Genomic DNA, 17,050 nt, shown 5'->3' on the forward strand with positions numbered 1-17,050 from the left:
GCCTGCCTTTATGTTTGGATATATTGCGATCAACAAAGCAGAAATGAAATTTAAAGATTATGATGTGTATCATTCTTATTACTGCGGGCTCTGCCAGCGGCTGAAGGAATGTTATGGCCGCCGGGGCCAGATGACGCTGTCTTTTGATATGACCTTTCTGATCCTTCTGCTGACCGGCTTGTACGAGCCGGAAACAGAAGTAAAGACGGTAAACTGCATCGCCCACCCGCTGGAAAAGCACACTGCCAGGATCAATGAGTTTACAGATTACGCGGCGGCAGTCAATCTGCTTCTTACCTATTATAAACTGATGGACGACTGGACCGATGAACGGAAGCGGAAAAGCCTGGCGGCCGCCAGGCTTTTAAGGCCTCAGATCAAAACGATCCAGAATATCTATCCCGCCAAATCCGCCGCCATCGCATCTAACCTTTCCACCTTGACCGCCCTGGAACGGACCGGAGAGCAAAGTCTGGATAAAATGGCTGGACTATTTGGCCAGATTATGGCAGAATTATTTACATACCGCAAAGACGAATGGGAAGATTCCCTTCAAAAGATCGGCTTCTTCCTGGGAAAATTTATCTATCTGATGGATGCCTATGAAGATGTGGAGCAGGATCTAAAGACCGGAAGCTATAATCCTTTAAAGGAAGATTTCCAGAAGAATCCGGATTTTGCCCAGGACTGCCGCCAGCTTCTGACACTGATGATGGCGGAATGTTCCAGAGAATTCGAGACCCTCCCCATTCTTCTCCACGCCGATATCCTCCGCAATATTCTTTACTCCGGAGTGTGGTGCCGTTACACATCTGTTACGGCCAAACGGCAGGAAGCTGGTACAGGACAGACGTCTTTGCAGAATACTCATACAGGAGACAACAATCATGACTGACCCATACAGCGTCCTTGGCGTATCAAGAAACGCTTCCGACGAGGAGATCAAAAAAGCTTACCGGTCTCTGAGCCGCAAATACCATCCTGACGCCAATATCAACAACCCCAATAAGGATCAGGCGGAAGCTCGTTTCAAAGAAGTCCAGCAGGCTTATCAGCAGATCATGCATGAACGGGAATACGGTTCTTCCTCCCAGAGCGGCGGAGATTATGATTTTGGCGGATTTGGGGATTTTGGTTCCTTCCGTGGATTCAGCGGCCAGTACCGACAGGCAGGAAGCAGTTCCGCCCAGACAGAGGACGAGTTACATATGCAGGCTGCCGCCAACTTTATCAACAGCCGCCATTATCAGGAGGCCCTTAATCTTTTGAACGGCATGAAGACACGGAATGCCCAGTGGTATTTTTACAGCGCCGCCGCCAACTCCGGCGTGGGCAATAATGTAATCGCCCTGGAACACGCGAAAGAAGCCCTGCGTCAGGATCCCGGCAATCTTCAATATCAGATGCTGGTCCGCCAGCTGGAAAGCGGAGGCATGTGGTATGAACAGCGGCAGGGCCCTTACCAGACCACATTTTCCGGCGGCAGCAGCTGGTGCATGAAACTTTGTCTGGCTAATCTGGTCTGTAATCTGTGCTGCGGCGGCAGCGGATTATGCTGCGGCAGCGGCCCTTACTCAGGCGGCCGATACATCTAGCCCATTTTTTTAGAAAATACTCTTTCTCGCGAAAGGAGGTTTTTATATTGTTAGAATATCTGGTTTTATACGACAGTGAGTCCGGAAACACCAAGAAGATAGCGGCCGCTATTTTCTCCCGGCTTCCCGGCAACTCCAAGGATCTGATCGATATCACGACCGATAAAACGATTCCAGAGGCGAAAGTATATTTCGTAGGATTCTGCGTTCACCGGGGTACCTGCAGCCTGGCTGTCAGTGATTTCTTAGGTGACTTAAGCGGAAAAGAAATTGCTCTTTTCGGCACTTGCGGGATGGGGGATTCCCCGGATTACTATAAACGGATCGAACACAGCGTCAGCGCATGGATCGAAAGCGATAACGAGTACCTGGGCGCTTTTATCTGCCAAGGGAAAATGCCCCAGAAAGTACGGCAGAAATACGAAGCTATGCGTAATGAGGAAAACTCCGCCCAGATGGATCTTTTTATCCGCAACTTCGATGAAGCGCTTCCCCATCCCGACAGCCTGGATGAGGAACACGCAAAAGTCTTTGTAGATAAGGTTCTTAAAAAACTTCAAATAGGGCCGGGGGATTTTTAAAAATCCCCCGGCCCTATTTGAAAATGCCCTGTCCCTTTTTAGCTTTTCCCCCGATATTCCGAGATTCCCAGTCCTGCCAGTGTAAGCAGGATTCCCGCCCATCCAGGGCCTGATATCTTCTCATGAAGCACCAGCACGGAACTGATCACAGTGATCACCGGCACAAGGTAAATATACACACTGGTCTTTACTGCTCCCAATACTTTCACCGCAAAATTCCAGGTCGCAAAACACATGGCCGAAGCCCCCACTCCTAAGAACAGGATATTGAGAAGGTTCTCCGGTTTTGTAAACCGGGAGAGTCCCAACTGAAAATCAAAGAAAAATAGGGTTGGCAGCATAAAAATAATGCCGTAAGCAAATATTCTTCTCGTCGTCTGCACCGTTGGATATCCAAATTTGCTGATCTTCCTGGTCAAAATGGAGTAGCAGGCCCACACCACTGCCGCTGCCAGCGAAAGCAGATCCCCAATGGGACTTACTTCTACTTTGGTCCCCCAGAAACTGATCAGTCCGATTCCCGCCATGGCAACCGCAAATCCTAGAAAAAATCTGGCTTTCAGTCGTTCTTTTTCTCCAAAAATTCGGTTGAAGATTGCTGTAAAAAACGGAGATACTGATACAATGACTCCCACATTAGAGGCCAGGGTATAAGTCAAAGCGATATTTTCCAAGAGATAATACAGACAGACGCCGCACAGTCCTGCCGCCGCAAAAATGAACTCCTGCCTCCGGTCCGTCCCTTTCATCCGTCCGGGGTATACCAGCAGCAGAATCACAAACCCCAGAACAAACCGAAACAAAAGAATCTCCACAGGTTCAAATTCTTTCAAAAGAATCTTAGTAAAAATAAATGTGGTCCCCCAGATCACGATGGTAAGAATCGCGGCCAGATGGCCCGCTCCCTGTCTATGCTCCATTTTCTGTCTTTCTCTCTTTCTTGTCTTTTTATATGAAGCGGTATCTCAAAAAGCCTTTCCTCCGCTTTTTATTAAACCAAGCCCTGAACATCCGCAGAAATAACTTAGAAAAAGTCCCGCAGTTTACATTGTAACATGTCTGGCGCAAAAAAGCCGGGATGGATAGGAAATATTTCTTTCTATCCATCCCGGCTTTCTCTCTAAATCTGAGTCTCTGATCTGTAATCTACATTATTCCGCCGCCTTATTGATACAGGCAATAGCATTTAAACTTCTGGGATAACCGATATACGGCAGACATTGGGACACTACCTTGATCAGAAATTCTTTGTCATTTCCCATATTCATATTTCCCTTTGCGTGGGATGTAAGCTGAGGTTCGCAGCCTCCCTGGGCCGCCAGGAAACAGAATGTGATCATCTCCCGCTGAGCCAGTTCCAATCCTTTTCTCGTATAATAATCTCCAAAACAATTGGCTGCAAGCCAGCGGTTGATATGCCCGTTCTTCCAGGCTTCTTTCATCTGATCGCCAAACATGGTCACCTGAGCCTGGGCCCCTTTTTCCAGACGGTCCGCGTAAGTCGTCGTGGCCTGCCCTTCCAGGGGGAGCTTTACGCCTCTGTCCTCCAGGATTTCATTGGCAAGTGTCAGGAAAGGACGAACTCTTCCCATTCCCAGATAAGCAGTCGCCTGATAAATGATTTCTTTTACCTCCACCGGAGTCACTCCCGCATCCAGGGCTTTTGGAAGAATCTTCTGGAACTCTGCCGTTCCCTGGCAGCCAAGCAGCGTGGCCAGGATGGCCATATACCGAGTCCTGTCATCTAACTGCTGGCCTTCTTCGCCAGGAACTTCCTTTTCCGCAAAATGTTCAAATCTCTCCATAAATTCCGGATCTGTCTCATACAAATTCATTCTTGTCACACTCCCGTCATTTTTGTCTCCGTTTTTCTGCTTCTTTTTCTTCTGTACAGCAATCTATTTTAATTTCCCGTACTCCTCGTCAGATACCGGTTCACACCACTCATTAGAAGCGCCCTCCGCCGGGACTTCGATGGCAAGATGCTGGAACCAGGAATCCGCGGCCGCCCCGTGCCAGTGTTTCACCTCCGGCGGAATATTTACCACATCGCCGGCCTTCAGCTCCTGAGCTTCTTTGCCCCATTCCTGATACCAGCCTCTCCCTCCGGTCACAAGCAGAATCTGGCCGCCTTTATGATGAATGTGCCAGTTATTGCGGCAGCCCGGCTCGAAGGTAACATTGCCAACGCCGACTCTCTCCATGGTCAGCATTTTAAGATAACTCTGCCCGATAAAATACTGCCCAAAAGCTGTATTCGGATCTCCAATCTCAAATACGGCTCCGCCTCCTAAATCCCGTTTCATTTTCTCTGTATCCATATATAACGCCTCCTAATTCATTAAGTACAAGACTTTCCATCCGCTTTGTCTGTGTATATTGTAAAACGCTTTAAACCAATAGGCAAATACTTGGTTTACATAATACTTCATGCCTTTTAGGTATAATTTCAGTTTGATGATATAGGGCTTTATTATTGACATATGTCAGAAATAGGTGTAAACTTTCAATTAGGGCCGGGGGATTTTTAAAAATCCCCCGGCCCCGATGAAAAATGCCCTGTCCCAAATTAACATCTTGGAGGTGATCATTTTGCCAAGGCCGCGAAAATGCAGGCGTGTCTGCTCTATGCCTTCTATCCATGGATTTACTCCGATTCCGGATCAGCCCGACTGTTCTCCGGTGATCCTGACGGTGGATGAATATGAGGCGGTCCGCCTGATCGATAAGGAAGGGTTTTCCCAAGAGGAATGCAGTTCTTATATGGCGGTGGCCCGGACCACAGTTCAGCAGATCTACGCTTCTGCCCGGCACAAGCTTGCCCTGGCTCTGGTAGACGGCCTCCCCTTAAAGATCGAAGGCGGGGACTACCGTCTCTGCGACGGCGCGGAAAAGGCGTGCAACTGCGGCGGATGCCGCAGACATAGAATACAGAATAATATCCAGGAGGAACAAGAAATGAAAATTGCAGTAACTTATGAAAATGGAGAAGTTTTTCAGCATTTTGGACACACGGAACAGTTCAAGCTCTATACCGTGTCTGATCGGAAGATCACCGACTCTTCTGTTGTGGACACCAACGGAAGCGGCCACGGCGCGCTGGCTGATTTCCTGAAGGAATACGGCGTTGATACCTTGATCTGCGGCGGCATCGGCGGCGGCGCCCGCACAGCTCTAGCCGAGGCCGGTATCCATCTGTATCCCGGCGTGACCGGCGCGGCGGACCAGGCTGTAGAAGCGCTTCTGGAAGACCGTCTGGAATACGATCCCGACACCCTCTGCAGCCATCACGGGGAACATCACCATGAGGGACATGACTGTGGTTCCCACGGCTGCGGCGGACATTCCTGCCACGAGTAGATGAGCGGAAGTTTATCTGATAAATGGCCTGTCTGAGTTCAGACAGGCCGTTTCTTCTATAAATAATGTTTTTCTTTTTCTGTAAGTTTGCCGAGCAGCGTCTTAATTCCAAGGATTGCCGCTCCAACAAGGGATACGATCGCTGCCGCTTTCAAAAATATTCTCATACTTATCCTCTCTTTCTCCCCATTTTTAGACGATGGGGACGTCAACTCTTTACTTCTTCAGCCTTCCTGTAGGAAATTTCTCCTCTCACTGCCAAAAGGCGAAGTCCCTGATACGGCTCTCTTTGGCAGCAAAAGATTGTTCCATCGGTGATCTCCACCGTGATTTTATTCTCCCAGTCCTGGGGAATGTAAAGCTTCTTACAGATTCGATAGTCCTTGGCCTCTTTCCTAGACATCACAAAGCTTGTCACCGGCTGTGTCTCCTTTTCTAATATCCAGCTCATAAATTTTGCTGACATGATTTCTATCCTCCGGATTCCTGTAGTCCACATATCATACACCGTTTCCATCTTCTTCCTCCTGGCAGTCCCTATTTCATCAGTTATCTATCCGCGGCATACAATGCTGCCTCATTTTTAGCTTTGAGAGAACACAACATTTCTGCCGCTTTCTCCATAACTCTTGCAGAATCCTTCTTCCATCAGCCACTTTGCCTCATCCCTTAGGGTCTCCTCATAGGGCCTGGTGTGATATCCCAGTTCCCGCTCCGCCTTAGAAGAGTCAAACTGATTATTTCTGGCCAGATTATACACGGCAAACTTCGTCATCATAGGCTTTTCTCCCGTCTTTTCCGCCTTTTTCTCCATCCACTGAGCCAGTTTATAAGCCATACCGATCGGCACATACAGATACGGCTTCTTACAGCCGCTGGCTTTGTGGAGCATCTGGCACATTTCCTTTAACGTTACTTCCTTATTCCCAAGGATATAACATTCACCAATCCTTCCCTTATCCGCCGCGCTTACACAGCCATGAGCCAAGTCCCGCACATCACAGAGGTTAAACGAACCGCCCATGCCTATTGGCATCTCGCCGTTCATGATCTTGATGACCGTCCCTGTGGTCTCGCCCACCGCATGATCTTCCGGTCCCAGGATCCCGCTTGGGTGAACGACGCAGGCTTTCAATCCTCTTTCCGCGCAGGCATCCAGCACCGCCTGGGTAGCCAAGGCTTTTGATTGACTGTAACATCCCACCTGCCTGCTTTCATCGATGGGTGTAAACTGGTCCGTCTCCCGGATCAAAGTTCCCTTGGGCTGCTCTTTGATCGCCCCTGTAGAACTGACATATACCATCTTCTGACATTCGGGATGTTTCAGACATTGGTCGATCATATTCTCTGTCCCGCCCACGTTAACATCCATTAATTTCTGATTAAAGGCCGCGTTTGTCGTTACCATGCTGGCGCAGTGGATAACGATCGACGTTTGTCCCTCTGGGATGGTGAAAAACCGTTCCAGGGAATCCACATCACAAAGGTCTCCCTTCACAATCTCCACTTCCTTTGGAACATATTGGGCGGCCCGGTCGCCCGCAAGCACCAGCGCTCTTACCTTGCTTCCCCGTTCCAGCAGTTCATGGCAGATATGGCTTCCCAGGAAACCTGCCGCCCCTGTTACCAGATACACTATGTTTTCCATAAAAAAGACCTCGCTTTCTCAATCTTATTGCCATCTGACGAGATCAAATATAAACGAAGTCTATTGCCCTTTTATTTCTGTATAATTTCTATTTTGTTAATTCCGTTTTTCCGCAGAAATAGAAAAAAGGCAGCGTCTCTTTGACTGACTGCCTTGAACATTCCTCCTATTTCAAGCCTTTGGTCAGCGGGATCAGGCATAAAAGAAGTACGATCCCCACAATTCCAACCAGGATTCCCATGATTATACTGCTCCATACCATCGTCAGGCACATTCCCACGCCAAGGATCAAGGCTCCGGCAATACCAAGCAGAACGGTTCCAATAATTTTCCCTGACAGGCGGACCGGACTTTTCTTTTCCATTCTCCGCCACACCAGCACCATGACCAGCAGTACAGCCGCTCCGATCACGCCCATAATAATCCCCTGATCAAAAGCGTTCCACTCCGGGATCAATGTCATACACATTCCCAGCGCAAACAGGATTCCTCCGATGGTTGACAAGATCATTGCTACAAAACTACTCTTCTTCATTTTTTACCTCTCCCTTCTTCTTTGTTCTTCCTTTTCCCTCTGCTGTTTTTCTTCTGCCAGCCTTGCCTTGGCTTCTTCCACAGTTTCTCCGTCTCTGGTCAAAAACTCGTCCACAAATGCATCTGACATTTTGATAAATCCATTTACGGCGTCTTCTTCGATTTTCTTATAGCCGCCTACTACCCCTTCTTCGATCTTCTTATAGCCGCCCACCACTTTCTCGGCTATTTTCTCATTTTTCTCTGCCAGTTTTGACTTAGCCACGATTCATTTCCTCCTTTTGATATCTTCTTTTGACTCTGTAAGAATATCCCGTTTCTGTTGCAAAATCGTTTCTGTTTTGTTTCTGAAATATGAATCCTGCCGAATTTTTCAAAATACCATCTATCTTCCGCCATGAAATCCTTCTTAAGAAACGCCCCGCGGCTCTTTCAGTTATAACCCCGGAGATTCTTTCCTTTTATGGGCATAACAGATCATACTGATGCCCAATGCGGCAATAAGTACACATACCGCCATTCCGGTCATGCCATTCATCCGATCCGCATCCAGGCTTCCTGTTTCCTGAAAGGAAGCCAGCATGGTCATCTGCAGCGTCAGCATGGATACCAGCGCGTCAGCCACCCCTATATTGCGGATCGTGATCAGGATGGGTGACTGCATTTTTCTCACTTTTACCATATTGATCACAGCCATTGTGATCTTATAAAACGTATATGCCGCTATAGATATGGCGATGATATCGGGATAACTGCGGGCTCTCCCTTTCGCTATCGTCAGCAGGACAACTCCGCTCAGCGCCAGATTTAACACCAAAAGCAGGAGGCCATCTATTTTTATAACTGCCAGCTCCGCTTCTCTGATCCTCTTTTGATCTTCCATCTTGGATATTTTTCTTTCTGTATTCACCGCCTGATAGCGCATGAGCCCCAGCAGACTGTAGTAGACGGCCATCGCAATGAACCAGGACGACTGATTCAAAACGCCGATCACACCGTTATATATGGTATAAACCACATTGATCACAAAGCTTGGCAGGGTGGTCAAAACCGTTCGAAACCTGTAGTCTTCCAGGAAATGAGCTCCAAAAACCGTCTTCTTTCCCAGCATCAGCACTCTCCCTGCCGCTCCTTTTATCACATCTTTATATAAGCATATACCGGCCATCGTCAGCGAAATGGCCGCAAGAATATATACGACGATCCCTATAAAATCCGGCAGCAAATTTTTCTGCGACTGGACCACAGACAGGACAGAAACTACTGCCGCCGCCAGGTAAATGATCCAATGCGCGATCTTGTTTCTCTTCATCTTTTTCAGCAGTGTTGCTGGCACTGCTCTTCCCTCCTTTTCCCATTATCCGACTGATCTCTTATTTACTTTACTTATGGATTTTCCTTTTGTGCGGCAACACTATATCACAGTTTTGTTTCATTTTTGTTTCTATTTTTTATAATTGTATTGACACAGTGTCAGCATCGATATACAATAGCACTGTTGACACGATGTCAGTATCAGAAAGTGAGGAAATGACCTATGAAGAAAAATATTGGTTCTACATTAGCTTTATATCCTACTCCGCTTGTTGTCGTTGGCGCCATGGCCGGCGAAAAGCCAACCTGGACATTAGTAGGACATGTGGGCATCATTGGGCACGACCGAATTTTAGTAAGTCTTGCGTCCAATCATTACATTAACAGCTTTATTAACGAAGGGAAAAAGCTGTCTTTAAATATCGTTGACAGTTCCTGTCTTCCGGAGGCTGACTATGTAGGCAGCGTAAGCGGGGCCAAAACAGACAAATCCAACGTATTCGACTATGAAGTCGGAGCGGCCGGGACTCCCATCATCCAAAAGGTACCGTTGGCAATGGAATGTACCGTTGTTGATGTTTACAATTCCAAAGGTTTTGAAAATTTCATCTGTACCATCGACAGTACTCTGGTCGAAGAAACTTGCCTGAATGAAGAAGGACGTATTGATTACCACAAGCTAAAGCCAGTACTTTTTGAGTTCCCGACTTACGAATACATACAGACCGGCGAAGTCTTGGGGAAATGTCTGTCCTTCAAAAATAACCTGTAACAGCCGCAAAACGGATTGGAGAAATACATTGGATGGAAGCCATGACAAAGGAATCAAATCAATTGACCGCCCTGCGGCAAAACGAAATCATCGAAGCCTGCAAGTCCCTTTACCAGACAAAAGGGTTCCGGGAAGTAACGATCAAAGAGATCAGCAAGAAAACCAGTTTTTCCAGGCCTTCCATTTATAATTACTTTGAAACAAAAGAAGAAATATTTCTCGCACTTTTAACAAGAGAATATGACCGTTGGACGGACAAACTGGAAACTGTCTCAGAGTCCAATGATAATTGGGACCAGGAAGCGTTTGCAAAGGCGCTGGCCCACACACTGGAAGACCAGGAAATCATGCTGAAGATCCAGACCATGAACTTATATGAAATCGAGGAAAACAGCCGGGAGGAACGGCTCGCGGAATATAAACGCTCCTTCTACCGCACTATGACTGTCATTGACGACTGTCTGGTCTCCTATAAACCTGATATAACAGAATTAGAAAAACAGGATTTCCGCTATGCTTTTTTCCCGTTTATGTATGGAATTTACGCATATGCGCACCCTACCGAGAAACAGCTTACTGTCATGAAACAAGTGGGAATCCCGCCATACAGAACTGACAGTGTTTGAACTGGCATTGCATTGTATCCGGCGTCTTCTGCCGGAAAGATAAGGAGAGATCGAAATGGAATACACAACACTTGGAAACACAAATATAGAAGTATCAAAACTCTGCGTAGGCTGTATGAGTTTCGGAAAACCCGGAACACTCCACGACTGGACGGTGGACGAGGCCGCGACAGAGAACATTGTAAAGCACGCTCTGGACCTGGGAATCAATTTTTTCGATACCGCAAATGGCTATTCGGAGGGCACCAGCGAAGAGTATCTGGGCAGAGCTCTTAAGAAAAATGCCGCAAGAGATAAAGTCGTCATCGCTTCAAAGGTCTACTTCAATCCGGGAAGACTTTCTTCCGAAGCCATCCACCGGGAGATCGATGGGAGCCTGAAGCGTCTCGGCACAGATTATCTCGACCTGTATATCATTCACAGGTTTGATTATGGGACGCCGATCGAGGAGACAATGGAAGCGCTGAACGATCTTGTAGTATCCGGGAAGGTGCGTGCCATCGGAGCTTCAGCCATGTACGGATACCAGTTCTATAATATGCAGTTAGCCGCCAGAGACAATGGCTGGGCACAATTTTCAGCTATGGAAAATCATTACAATCTGCTCTACAGGGAAGACGAACACGAACTGATACCAATCTGCCGTCAGATGAATGTATCTCTTATGCCTTACAGCCCTCTTGCAGCCGGGCATCTGACCAGACCAGAATGGAATTCGGACTCTATCCGGAGCAAGACCGACCGTGCGGCGATGGGAAAATACGACCGCACCCAGGAGCAGGATATGGAAATCGTCCGCAGAGTCCATTCTCTTTCAGAAAGATATGGCGTGAAAATGCAGCAGATCGCCCTGGCATGGGAATGGGCCAAAGGTGTGGCCTCACCGATCATCGGAGCCACAAAAGCGACTCATTTTGACGATGCCGCCGGAGCATTTGCTGTAAAACTTACAGCGGAAGATATCGCCTACTTGGAAGAGCCCTATATGCCCCACAGAATCGTGGGCGCTATCGACCAAAATCCTGCCGATGGAGTTAAGCTGCTGGATGAAAAAAAATAATTGTTTCATAGTAAAATCCCGGAGGTTCAGTCCTCCGGGATTTTAATTCACCTTTTCAATGCTGCATTTAGAATTTCAACTAACCTAACAGCATCACTTTCTCCCGTAAGCAGTGATTCATTTGCTTCCAATGTACCTTCTGCTACGATCGCGTCATTGCAGATCTGATTCCCGCTTTCCAGCACCACCAGATCATCCTCTACGATCTCTTCCAGATCGACCGTTCTTTCCTGACCTTCTCGCCGTACGCATACGCGGGGACGATTTAAAATCGACAGCTCATCTACTAATTTTTTTGCTTTCAGTTCCTGGGTGATTCCAATGATGATATTTAAAATAATGATGGCGATAAACAACATGTTTGAATAAGCGCCTACCGCAAAAAGAAGACCCGCGATCAAAAAGTTCAAAAAATTAAAAAGTGTAAACAAATTCTCAGAAATGATCTTCCCCCTGCTTTTTGTGATCTGTTCCTGCCGTGTTTCTCCTTTCCCGGCTTCCCTGCGTTCATTCACCTCAAAAGCAGACAAGCCTGATAGGATCTCTTTTTTCTGCCGATCTATATTTTGCTGTTTTTCCATGCTTTCTTCCTCCCTGTTATCTTTTCTACAACAAAGGATAGCAGGGAGGGCTAAATATTCCGGTAGGATTTCTTAAACAATTCATAAACAATTCCGTCTCTTGCGTTCATCTTCTGAAAGGTTTCCCGCCCTGCTTAACAGACGGCCGACGTAAATAGACTTCACAGATACCGAGAAAAACAGAGGCCGCGCACAAAGCGTTTAAAAGAAACATGGAGTTTCCCATAAAATTCATCAGCGGATTGAACCAGTCCAAAATCTGTATGACCACTAATGAAATACTGCAAATAATACATATATGTCCCGCAAGTGTTTTTAAGATATTTATCGTTCTCATTACAATCCCTCCGTAATAAATATTCCGTCTTCGACTTTATGCCCCGCTCTGTATGGATGATTCACTACCCGATCCTTTAATGTCATAAAGGAGCAGTGCCCTCCATCCAGATTATACGCGGCCTTGCAGCCAAGCTTTTCAAACAATCCTGCCATTTCATCCAAAAACATTCCTCTGGAATTATCCTGCCTGCCGTCCACGACTAACAGACAATAATGTCCCGGCTCATAATAACCAATGGCGGTCCTTGGGTGCGATTCCCGGATATAGGACCATGTTTGGAATGTTGTTTTAGCTTTCCCATTATCATCCAGAAGGCTGGGTCCAAAAATCCAGCTCTGATATGCGCCGCTGTCAATTAACTGCTGCGTATTCATTTCTTCCGGCGCGTATATCTTCATTGTTCCGTCCCAATTCAGCACACAGGTCTCCATATCTGTCTGCTTTGCCCGGTAGATCACCCCATTCCGGATGATCGTTCCGTTATTTTGATGCCTGCTGTTGCTGTAAGAATCTCCGTTCACGGCAAGAACAGATTTTAAACGTGCCGACATGTCAGACAATTTTTCATCATATCCCACTCCATAGACATTCTGCGCAAAACAGGTCTGCAGACATGTAATATCACTGATATAGATATCAGCAAGTACGTAGGAAATATTCGTTCCATATTGTAAATGTTTGCCTCCCTGCGTCTTATCAAGCCTGCTCGTATCGTATGTATTATAGGAAAGCTGTACAGATACGTTGGGACTTGTATATGAAGTATCTGTAGAAACGACTTAATCGGTAAACTTGTCCGCGAATTTCTGATGCCAGTCCTGTGTATCCAGAGATACTTTTGTTGTCGGAAGACCGTTGGAATAACTGCTCGTCAGCGACTGTAATTCTTCTTCCCTCGCTTGGGGATCCTCGGTCTGGTTCTCGCCTTGGGACGTGTTTCCCTTATTCTGCGAAGAGCCTGAATTATCCGGTAACTTTTCCTTATCCTGACCGGAAGAATGATTTGCGGCCTGCGCGACCATTGTCCGCGCGGAGATGCCTTTCTGCGGAAGCAGATAATTTACGCCATAAATCCCGCATAACAAAAGCGCCGCGATCACCAGGTCAGCCGCAAAAGCAATTATTTTCCCTCTTACTCTTTTTTTCATCTTATCCCTTCTTTCGTCTTATGCTCAAATGTAGTCTATCGGATATATCTAATAACTTCGTATAAATTTGTTAAACAACTTTTAAACAATTTCTTATCTATAGCCACTGTCCCGCCATCTCCTCCATCTGTTCATCTGCCCGGCTGACAATTTCAGCGCACTGTTTCAGCTGCTCCTGCATTTCTAATGTAAACTGCCTGCTCTTTTTATATCGAAGCTGATGTTCCAAACTCGCCCAGAACTCCATCGCAATCGTTCTCAGCTGTATTTCCACATTTTTTTATATCTCCCTGCTTCAAAAGCAGTCCCGCTATATGATAGACATCGGAAATAAACGGACATACCACTCTTACGCCCGCGATATCCATGATGTTTTCAATCATTCCGCTGATCGTAAGCGGTACGTTCTGACGTATCATTTTTTCTTTTATGCTTTCCGGCGATTTCACCCGGCTGTTAATTGATTCAATAGGATTCCTGTCATTGCACGCCTGAAATTCACGATTTAAAATTTCTAATTTTGCCGTAATCTGGCGAATACCCGCTTCATAAAAAAACATAATCTGATTATATTGTTCTGTAATATTTAACGCGTCGCTGGCTATGGGAAGAAACAGATGTCTTTCTTCTTCTGGCTGAATCTGCGCGACCTCAACGATCGTCTGGTTCCCTTTTTTCCTGTTATACATATTTCTAAAAATGTTCTGCATATATTTACTCACCTCGGAAATAGAATACTCAGGAAATCTAAAAGGACAGAATGGATTTTTTAAATAAATTCTAAAATTAAGTCTCGTTTCATATGCGGGAGCAGTATTCTTCTAAACAACAAATCATGCGCGGAAATGACTCAGAGCCGCCCATACGGACGGCTCCTGCATATTATAGATCCGATATCCATTTCACTGTTTTACGGAATGCATCTTCACGGCTTTTCCGGCAGTCTCCCGGATATTGTCTCTCAATTTTAAACATTTTCAGCTTAGGCGGATTTAAAGGGACAAGAATGTGGCTTGCTTTTTCATATTCCAGGATATCTACCCGGATGTTTTCCACACGGATGGCTGTATTCTCATCGAAATGTTTCAGCGGTTCTTCGTAGATATAGGATAATTCGAACTGCCGGTGGAGGATCAGATTCCGGATTGCCGGGCCATATTTCAGATGCGCGGCCATACATGGAAAATCTTTTCCCCTGTATGTGAATTCGGATGCGGTTGTGAAAGTTTTGGACGCCATACTTTTATTCCCACGCATGCCTCCCCATACGCAGTGCAGCGGGGAAATCGCCGCGACACCGCAGATATCCGGCATGAGGGAAGCGCAGAGCAACGCCAGGACCGCGCCTTTCGAAACCCCATACATGATAATCTTTTCATGGCCCTTGTTTTTCAGCCACAGGATCGCTTTTTCAAATGGATCGACCGGCACCCGGACCAGTTCTTTTGGCAGCCCGTCTACGTTCCAGTAACAAACGCCCAACGCGGCGATACCACACCGGGCAAACATAGCGCCGACATGCATTGGAATATTTTCATTTCCTTCACTGCCGCCTACTACGATGACCGCTTTTTTATGATCCTGTTCTTCAGCAGGGACGTGATAAAATCCATAGACCCCTTCCCGCGCAACCGTTGTATACTCCTTCAAAACATACTCATAAATGAGGGAATGATTGCCGGAGCCGTCTTGAAATGGAATTTCCGCGGTCTTTATAAATCCGCGTTTTTCGTAAAATTCCCATGAAGCAAGCGTGTTTGTAAACAGTCGTACGTTTCCTGCCCATCGGCTTTTGCCCGACTCAAAAACTGTGTGACTAATGCGGTCCCCAGGCCTTTTCTGTAATCTCTTTTGGACGAAAGGGCAACAAGCTCAAGATCACATCTCCCAAAGGTTTTCTTGTCCCTTCCCTCAGCTGACGAAAAAAAGCGTCAAACTGTTTCTGAAACGTTTCCGACATTTTATATCTTTTCAAGTAAAACAACCTGACGATCCTCCGTTTCAGCCACATAGGTAAAGTTGCATTTTTCAATCAGGATCTGCGCATAATCACACAATAGTATCCTGTCATTCTGATCCGCAGGACATGTAAAAAAGCCCTCATAGAAACATTCCCCGCAGGCCGCCGCAACTAAATGGCTGAGCAAAGCCGTTGACCATATTCCGTTTAATCCGAATCCCATTTCAGACAGCTCCTAGTTTCCTAAAAACACTCCTTGAATACCAAGTAATAAGTATGGAGGCAATCGATGCAATGAGCATTACCGCCCAAGCTCTTTCAGCGCATATGTCAAATAAAACCCCATAAATCATTTGTCCCAGCGGTTGTCCGCACATAGCAACGGAAACTAATGCAGCCATAATTTTCCCGACCAACTCTGGCGGCGTCTGCGTCTGGGCCACAGTATAGATCTGCACGACAAATACTGTGGATACTCCCATAGCGGCAAAACACATAGTAGTAATTATCCAGTAAGAAATCATTTCCGGCAGTCCAAGCATCAGTGAAATTCCCATTAAAAATACTGAAACCGCGCAAATCAACAGCAATACATATAAATTCCCCAGTTTTATTCTTTTTGTCACTATTCCAGCGAAAAAACCTCCGCATAATCCTCCTAAAGAAAGTGCCGCCTGGGAAAAGCCATACCATATATCAGACATATTCAAAACTTCTGAAATCAATATTGGCACCCCTACAATAAGTACCGCGCTTAATACCAGATTAAAAATACATACCAGAATAATTACACAGATAAATATCGGCTGATCCTGTTTCAAAAAGCGGAAACTTTCTTTCAAATCATTGATCACGGCTGCGGCAGCCCCTGTTTCGCAGCTGCGTTTTTGATATGGTATATGTATAAAAATTTCCATAACCGCTGATAAAGCAAAGCAAACGATACTCGCGGCCAGGATTGGCCAAATTCCATAAAATTGGAGAATAACTCCGCCAATTGCAGGTCCTGCGAAATTAGCCAAAGTATTTACCTGGTTGATTACCGCGTTTCCCATAGAAAGTTTCTCCATCGGAACAAGCAGGGGTACGCTTGCCTGCACGGAAGGCTGATAAGCCCCGGAAATTCCATACATCAGCATTAAAAACACAATAAATAAAGGAACCATTGGAACTTTGTCAAACAAAAAATAGAATACGGTAATGATAATCGCTGTGCTAAAATCCAAGCCGACCATAATATTTCGCTTATTTATCCTGTCCGCAAGAATCCCGCCTGCCATTGATAAAACAACCATAGGAAGAAAAGAGCAGGCTGTTACGAGCCCGAACAGGGTAGATGAACCAGTTTCTTTCAGCAAATAGTAGGGCAGCGCAAAACGCAGAATCGCGTTGCCAAATAGGGAAATAACCTGCCCAATTACCACAAGAGTAAAATCTCGATTAAAAAGTTTATTCTTCATTTCCAAAACCTTTTTCCTCCTTAAAAAAATTTATAAACCGACCGTCGGTTTTTATAATTGATAAAAATAAA

22 protein-coding genes and 1 pseudogene are annotated in these 17,050 nt (G+C 46.2%); 7 read left to right on the forward strand and 16 right to left on the reverse strand.

What is annotated here, in order from left to right:
- Positions 1-10: 10 nt before the first annotated feature.
- From FND36_15130 to FND36_15140, 3 genes are read left to right on the forward strand one after another with little or no spacing between them, the layout of a single operon-like run.
- Positions 11-895 carry a hypothetical protein gene (locus FND36_15130; GenBank protein ID QDW75256.1) on the forward strand — a complete coding sequence of 295 codons (885 nt, stop codon included), beginning with the start codon at positions 11-13 and terminating at the stop codon, positions 893-895.
- The gene (locus FND36_15135) at positions 888-1,595 is read left to right on the forward strand and encodes a J domain-containing protein (GenBank protein QDW75257.1); all 708 of its coding nucleotides are present in this window, start codon (positions 888-890) and stop codon (positions 1,593-1,595) included. Before FND36_15130 ends, FND36_15135 begins: the two co-directional genes overlap by 8 nt.
- Positions 1,553-2,176: a flavodoxin gene (locus FND36_15140; GenBank protein ID QDW75258.1), complete on the forward strand. Its 624-nt coding sequence runs from the start codon at positions 1,553-1,555 to the stop codon at positions 2,174-2,176. Before FND36_15135 ends, FND36_15140 begins: the two co-directional genes overlap by 43 nt.
- 38 nt (positions 2,177-2,214) lie before the next feature.
- Here FND36_15140 and FND36_15145 read toward each other — a convergent pair whose 3' ends face one another.
- The 3 genes from FND36_15145 to FND36_15155 all read right to left on the reverse strand — a co-directional run bounded on the left by FND36_15145 (position 2,215) and on the right by FND36_15155 (position 4,497).
- Positions 2,215-3,096: a DMT family transporter gene (locus FND36_15145; protein QDW75259.1), complete on the reverse strand. Its 882-nt coding sequence runs from the start codon at positions 3,094-3,096 to the stop codon at positions 2,215-2,217.
- Positions 3,097-3,327: 231 nt separating this feature from the next.
- Entirely contained in the window at positions 3,328-4,011 is a 684-nt protein-coding gene (locus FND36_15150) for a carboxymuconolactone decarboxylase (protein QDW75260.1), read from the reverse strand.
- Between the two features lie 63 nt (positions 4,012-4,074).
- Positions 4,075-4,497, reverse strand: a complete 423-nt coding sequence (locus FND36_15155) for a cupin domain-containing protein (protein QDW75261.1) — start codon at positions 4,495-4,497, stop codon at positions 4,075-4,077.
- Positions 4,498-4,768: 271 nt separating this feature from the next.
- Between FND36_15155 and FND36_15160 the strand changes: the two genes are divergently transcribed.
- Positions 4,769-5,536 carry a DUF134 domain-containing protein gene (locus FND36_15160; protein QDW75262.1) on the forward strand — a complete coding sequence of 256 codons (768 nt, stop codon included), beginning with the start codon at positions 4,769-4,771 and terminating at the stop codon, positions 5,534-5,536.
- 208 nt (positions 5,537-5,744) lie between these two features.
- Here FND36_15160 and FND36_15165 read toward each other — a convergent pair whose 3' ends face one another.
- The 5 genes from FND36_15165 to FND36_15185 all read right to left on the reverse strand — a co-directional run bounded on the left by FND36_15165 (position 5,745) and on the right by FND36_15185 (position 9,054).
- Positions 5,745-6,053 (reverse strand): hypothetical protein, encoded by a 309-nt coding sequence (locus tag FND36_15165; protein QDW75263.1) that lies wholly within the window; start codon positions 6,051-6,053, stop codon positions 5,745-5,747.
- Positions 6,054-6,119: 66 nt separating this feature from the next.
- Positions 6,120-7,184 (reverse strand): NAD-dependent epimerase/dehydratase family protein, encoded by a 1,065-nt coding sequence (locus tag FND36_15170; GenBank protein QDW75264.1) that lies wholly within the window; start codon positions 7,182-7,184, stop codon positions 6,120-6,122.
- 166 nt (positions 7,185-7,350) lie between these two features.
- Positions 7,351-7,719: a hypothetical protein gene (locus tag FND36_15175; GenBank protein ID QDW75265.1), complete on the reverse strand. Its 369-nt coding sequence runs from the start codon at positions 7,717-7,719 to the stop codon at positions 7,351-7,353.
- Positions 7,720-7,722: 3 nt separating this feature from the next.
- Complete coding sequence (locus FND36_15180; GenBank protein ID QDW75266.1) at positions 7,723-7,983, reverse strand: hypothetical protein; 261 nt, start codon at positions 7,981-7,983, stop codon at positions 7,723-7,725.
- A gap of 171 nt (positions 7,984-8,154) precedes the next feature.
- A complete protein-coding gene (locus tag FND36_15185) occupies positions 8,155-9,054 on the reverse strand; it encodes a hypothetical protein (protein QDW75267.1) in 900 nt (299 codons plus the stop codon).
- A 201-nt stretch (positions 9,055-9,255) separates the two neighbouring features.
- Here FND36_15185 and FND36_15190 point away from each other — a divergent pair, with 201 nt between their 5' ends.
- From FND36_15190 to FND36_15200, 3 genes are read left to right on the forward strand one after another with little or no spacing between them, the layout of a single operon-like run.
- Positions 9,256-9,804 carry a flavin reductase family protein gene (locus FND36_15190; protein ID QDW75268.1) on the forward strand — a complete coding sequence of 183 codons (549 nt, stop codon included), beginning with the start codon at positions 9,256-9,258 and terminating at the stop codon, positions 9,802-9,804.
- A gap of 32 nt (positions 9,805-9,836) precedes the next feature.
- Entirely contained in the window at positions 9,837-10,430 is a 594-nt protein-coding gene (locus tag FND36_15195; protein ID QDW75269.1) for a TetR/AcrR family transcriptional regulator, read from the forward strand.
- A gap of 55 nt (positions 10,431-10,485) precedes the next feature.
- Positions 10,486-11,490 (forward strand): aldo/keto reductase, encoded by a 1,005-nt coding sequence (locus tag FND36_15200; protein QDW75270.1) that lies wholly within the window; start codon positions 10,486-10,488, stop codon positions 11,488-11,490.
- Positions 11,491-11,537: 47 nt separating this feature from the next.
- Here FND36_15200 and FND36_15205 read toward each other — a convergent pair whose 3' ends face one another.
- The 8 genes and pseudogenes from FND36_15205 to FND36_15240 all read right to left on the reverse strand — a co-directional run bounded on the left by FND36_15205 (position 11,538) and on the right by FND36_15240 (position 16,985).
- The gene (locus FND36_15205; protein QDW75271.1) at positions 11,538-12,071 is read right to left on the reverse strand and encodes a hypothetical protein; all 534 of its coding nucleotides are present in this window, start codon (positions 12,069-12,071) and stop codon (positions 11,538-11,540) included.
- Positions 12,072-12,177: 106 nt separating this feature from the next.
- A complete protein-coding gene (locus FND36_15210) occupies positions 12,178-12,408 on the reverse strand; it encodes a hypothetical protein (GenBank protein ID QDW75272.1) in 231 nt (76 codons plus the stop codon).
- Positions 12,408-12,989 carry a hypothetical protein gene (locus tag FND36_15215; GenBank protein QDW75273.1) on the reverse strand — a complete coding sequence of 194 codons (582 nt, stop codon included), beginning with the start codon at positions 12,987-12,989 and terminating at the stop codon, positions 12,408-12,410. The genes FND36_15210 and FND36_15215 overlap by 1 nt, the downstream gene beginning before the upstream one ends.
- A 201-nt stretch (positions 12,990-13,190) precedes the next feature.
- A complete protein-coding gene (locus tag FND36_15220; GenBank protein ID QDW75274.1) occupies positions 13,191-13,559 on the reverse strand; it encodes a hypothetical protein in 369 nt (122 codons plus the stop codon).
- 97 nt (positions 13,560-13,656) lie between these two features.
- Positions 13,657-14,119 (reverse strand): annotated as a pseudogene (locus FND36_15225) (hypothetical protein).
- A gap of 322 nt (positions 14,120-14,441) precedes the next feature.
- Positions 14,442-15,209 (reverse strand): hypothetical protein, encoded by a 768-nt coding sequence (locus tag FND36_15230; GenBank protein ID QDW75275.1) that lies wholly within the window; start codon positions 15,207-15,209, stop codon positions 14,442-14,444.
- A 311-nt stretch (positions 15,210-15,520) separates the two neighbouring features.
- Positions 15,521-15,742, reverse strand: a complete 222-nt coding sequence (locus tag FND36_15235; GenBank protein QDW75276.1) for a hypothetical protein — start codon at positions 15,740-15,742, stop codon at positions 15,521-15,523.
- A gap of 1 nt (position 15,743) precedes the next feature.
- On the reverse strand, positions 15,744-16,985 hold the full coding sequence (locus FND36_15240) for an MFS transporter (protein ID QDW75277.1): 1,242 nt from the start codon (positions 16,983-16,985) through the stop codon (positions 15,744-15,746).
- Positions 16,986-17,050: the final 65 nt, after the last annotated feature.

The organism is Lachnospiraceae bacterium KGMB03038 (assembly GCA_007361935.1).
GTDB lineage: Bacteria > Bacillota > Clostridia > Lachnospirales > Lachnospiraceae > Massilistercora.

Excerpts from the sequence above, each read along its gene's own strand:
- FND36_15205 (QDW75271.1), bottom strand. The coding sequence starts at position 12,071 with ATGGAAAAACAGCAAAATATAGATCGGCAGAAAAAAGAGATCCTATCA.
- FND36_15130 (QDW75256.1), top strand. The coding sequence starts at position 11 with ATGTTTGGATATATTGCGATCAACAAAGCAGAAATGAAATTTAAAGAT.
- FND36_15145 (QDW75259.1), bottom strand. The coding sequence starts at position 3,096 with ATGGAGCATAGACAGGGAGCGGGCCATCTGGCCGCGATTCTTACCATC.
- FND36_15190 (QDW75268.1), top strand. The coding sequence starts at position 9,256 with ATGAAGAAAAATATTGGTTCTACATTAGCTTTATATCCTACTCCGCTT.
- FND36_15170 (QDW75264.1), bottom strand. The coding sequence starts at position 7,184 with ATGGAAAACATAGTGTATCTGGTAACAGGGGCGGCAGGTTTCCTGGGA.
- FND36_15210 (QDW75272.1), bottom strand. The coding sequence starts at position 12,408 with ATGAGAACGATAAATATCTTAAAAACACTTGCGGGACATATATGTATT.
- FND36_15175 (QDW75265.1), bottom strand. The coding sequence starts at position 7,719 with ATGAAGAAGAGTAGTTTTGTAGCAATGATCTTGTCAACCATCGGAGGA.
- FND36_15200 (QDW75270.1), top strand. The coding sequence starts at position 10,486 with ATGGAATACACAACACTTGGAAACACAAATATAGAAGTATCAAAACTC.
- FND36_15235 (QDW75276.1), bottom strand. The coding sequence starts at position 15,742 with ATGGGATTCGGATTAAACGGAATATGGTCAACGGCTTTGCTCAGCCAT.
- FND36_15165 (QDW75263.1), bottom strand. The coding sequence starts at position 6,053 with ATGGAAACGGTGTATGATATGTGGACTACAGGAATCCGGAGGATAGAA.
- FND36_15155 (QDW75261.1), bottom strand. The coding sequence starts at position 4,497 with ATGGATACAGAGAAAATGAAACGGGATTTAGGAGGCGGAGCCGTATTT.
- FND36_15140 (QDW75258.1), top strand. The coding sequence starts at position 1,553 with ATGCTGCGGCAGCGGCCCTTACTCAGGCGGCCGATACATCTAGCCCAT.
- FND36_15195 (QDW75269.1), top strand. The coding sequence starts at position 9,837 with ATGGAAGCCATGACAAAGGAATCAAATCAATTGACCGCCCTGCGGCAA.
- FND36_15150 (QDW75260.1), bottom strand. The coding sequence starts at position 4,011 with ATGAATTTGTATGAGACAGATCCGGAATTTATGGAGAGATTTGAACAT.
- FND36_15135 (QDW75257.1), top strand. The coding sequence starts at position 888 with ATGACTGACCCATACAGCGTCCTTGGCGTATCAAGAAACGCTTCCGAC.
- FND36_15220 (QDW75274.1), bottom strand. The coding sequence starts at position 13,559 with ATGAAAAAAAGAGTAAGAGGGAAAATAATTGCTTTTGCGGCTGACCTG.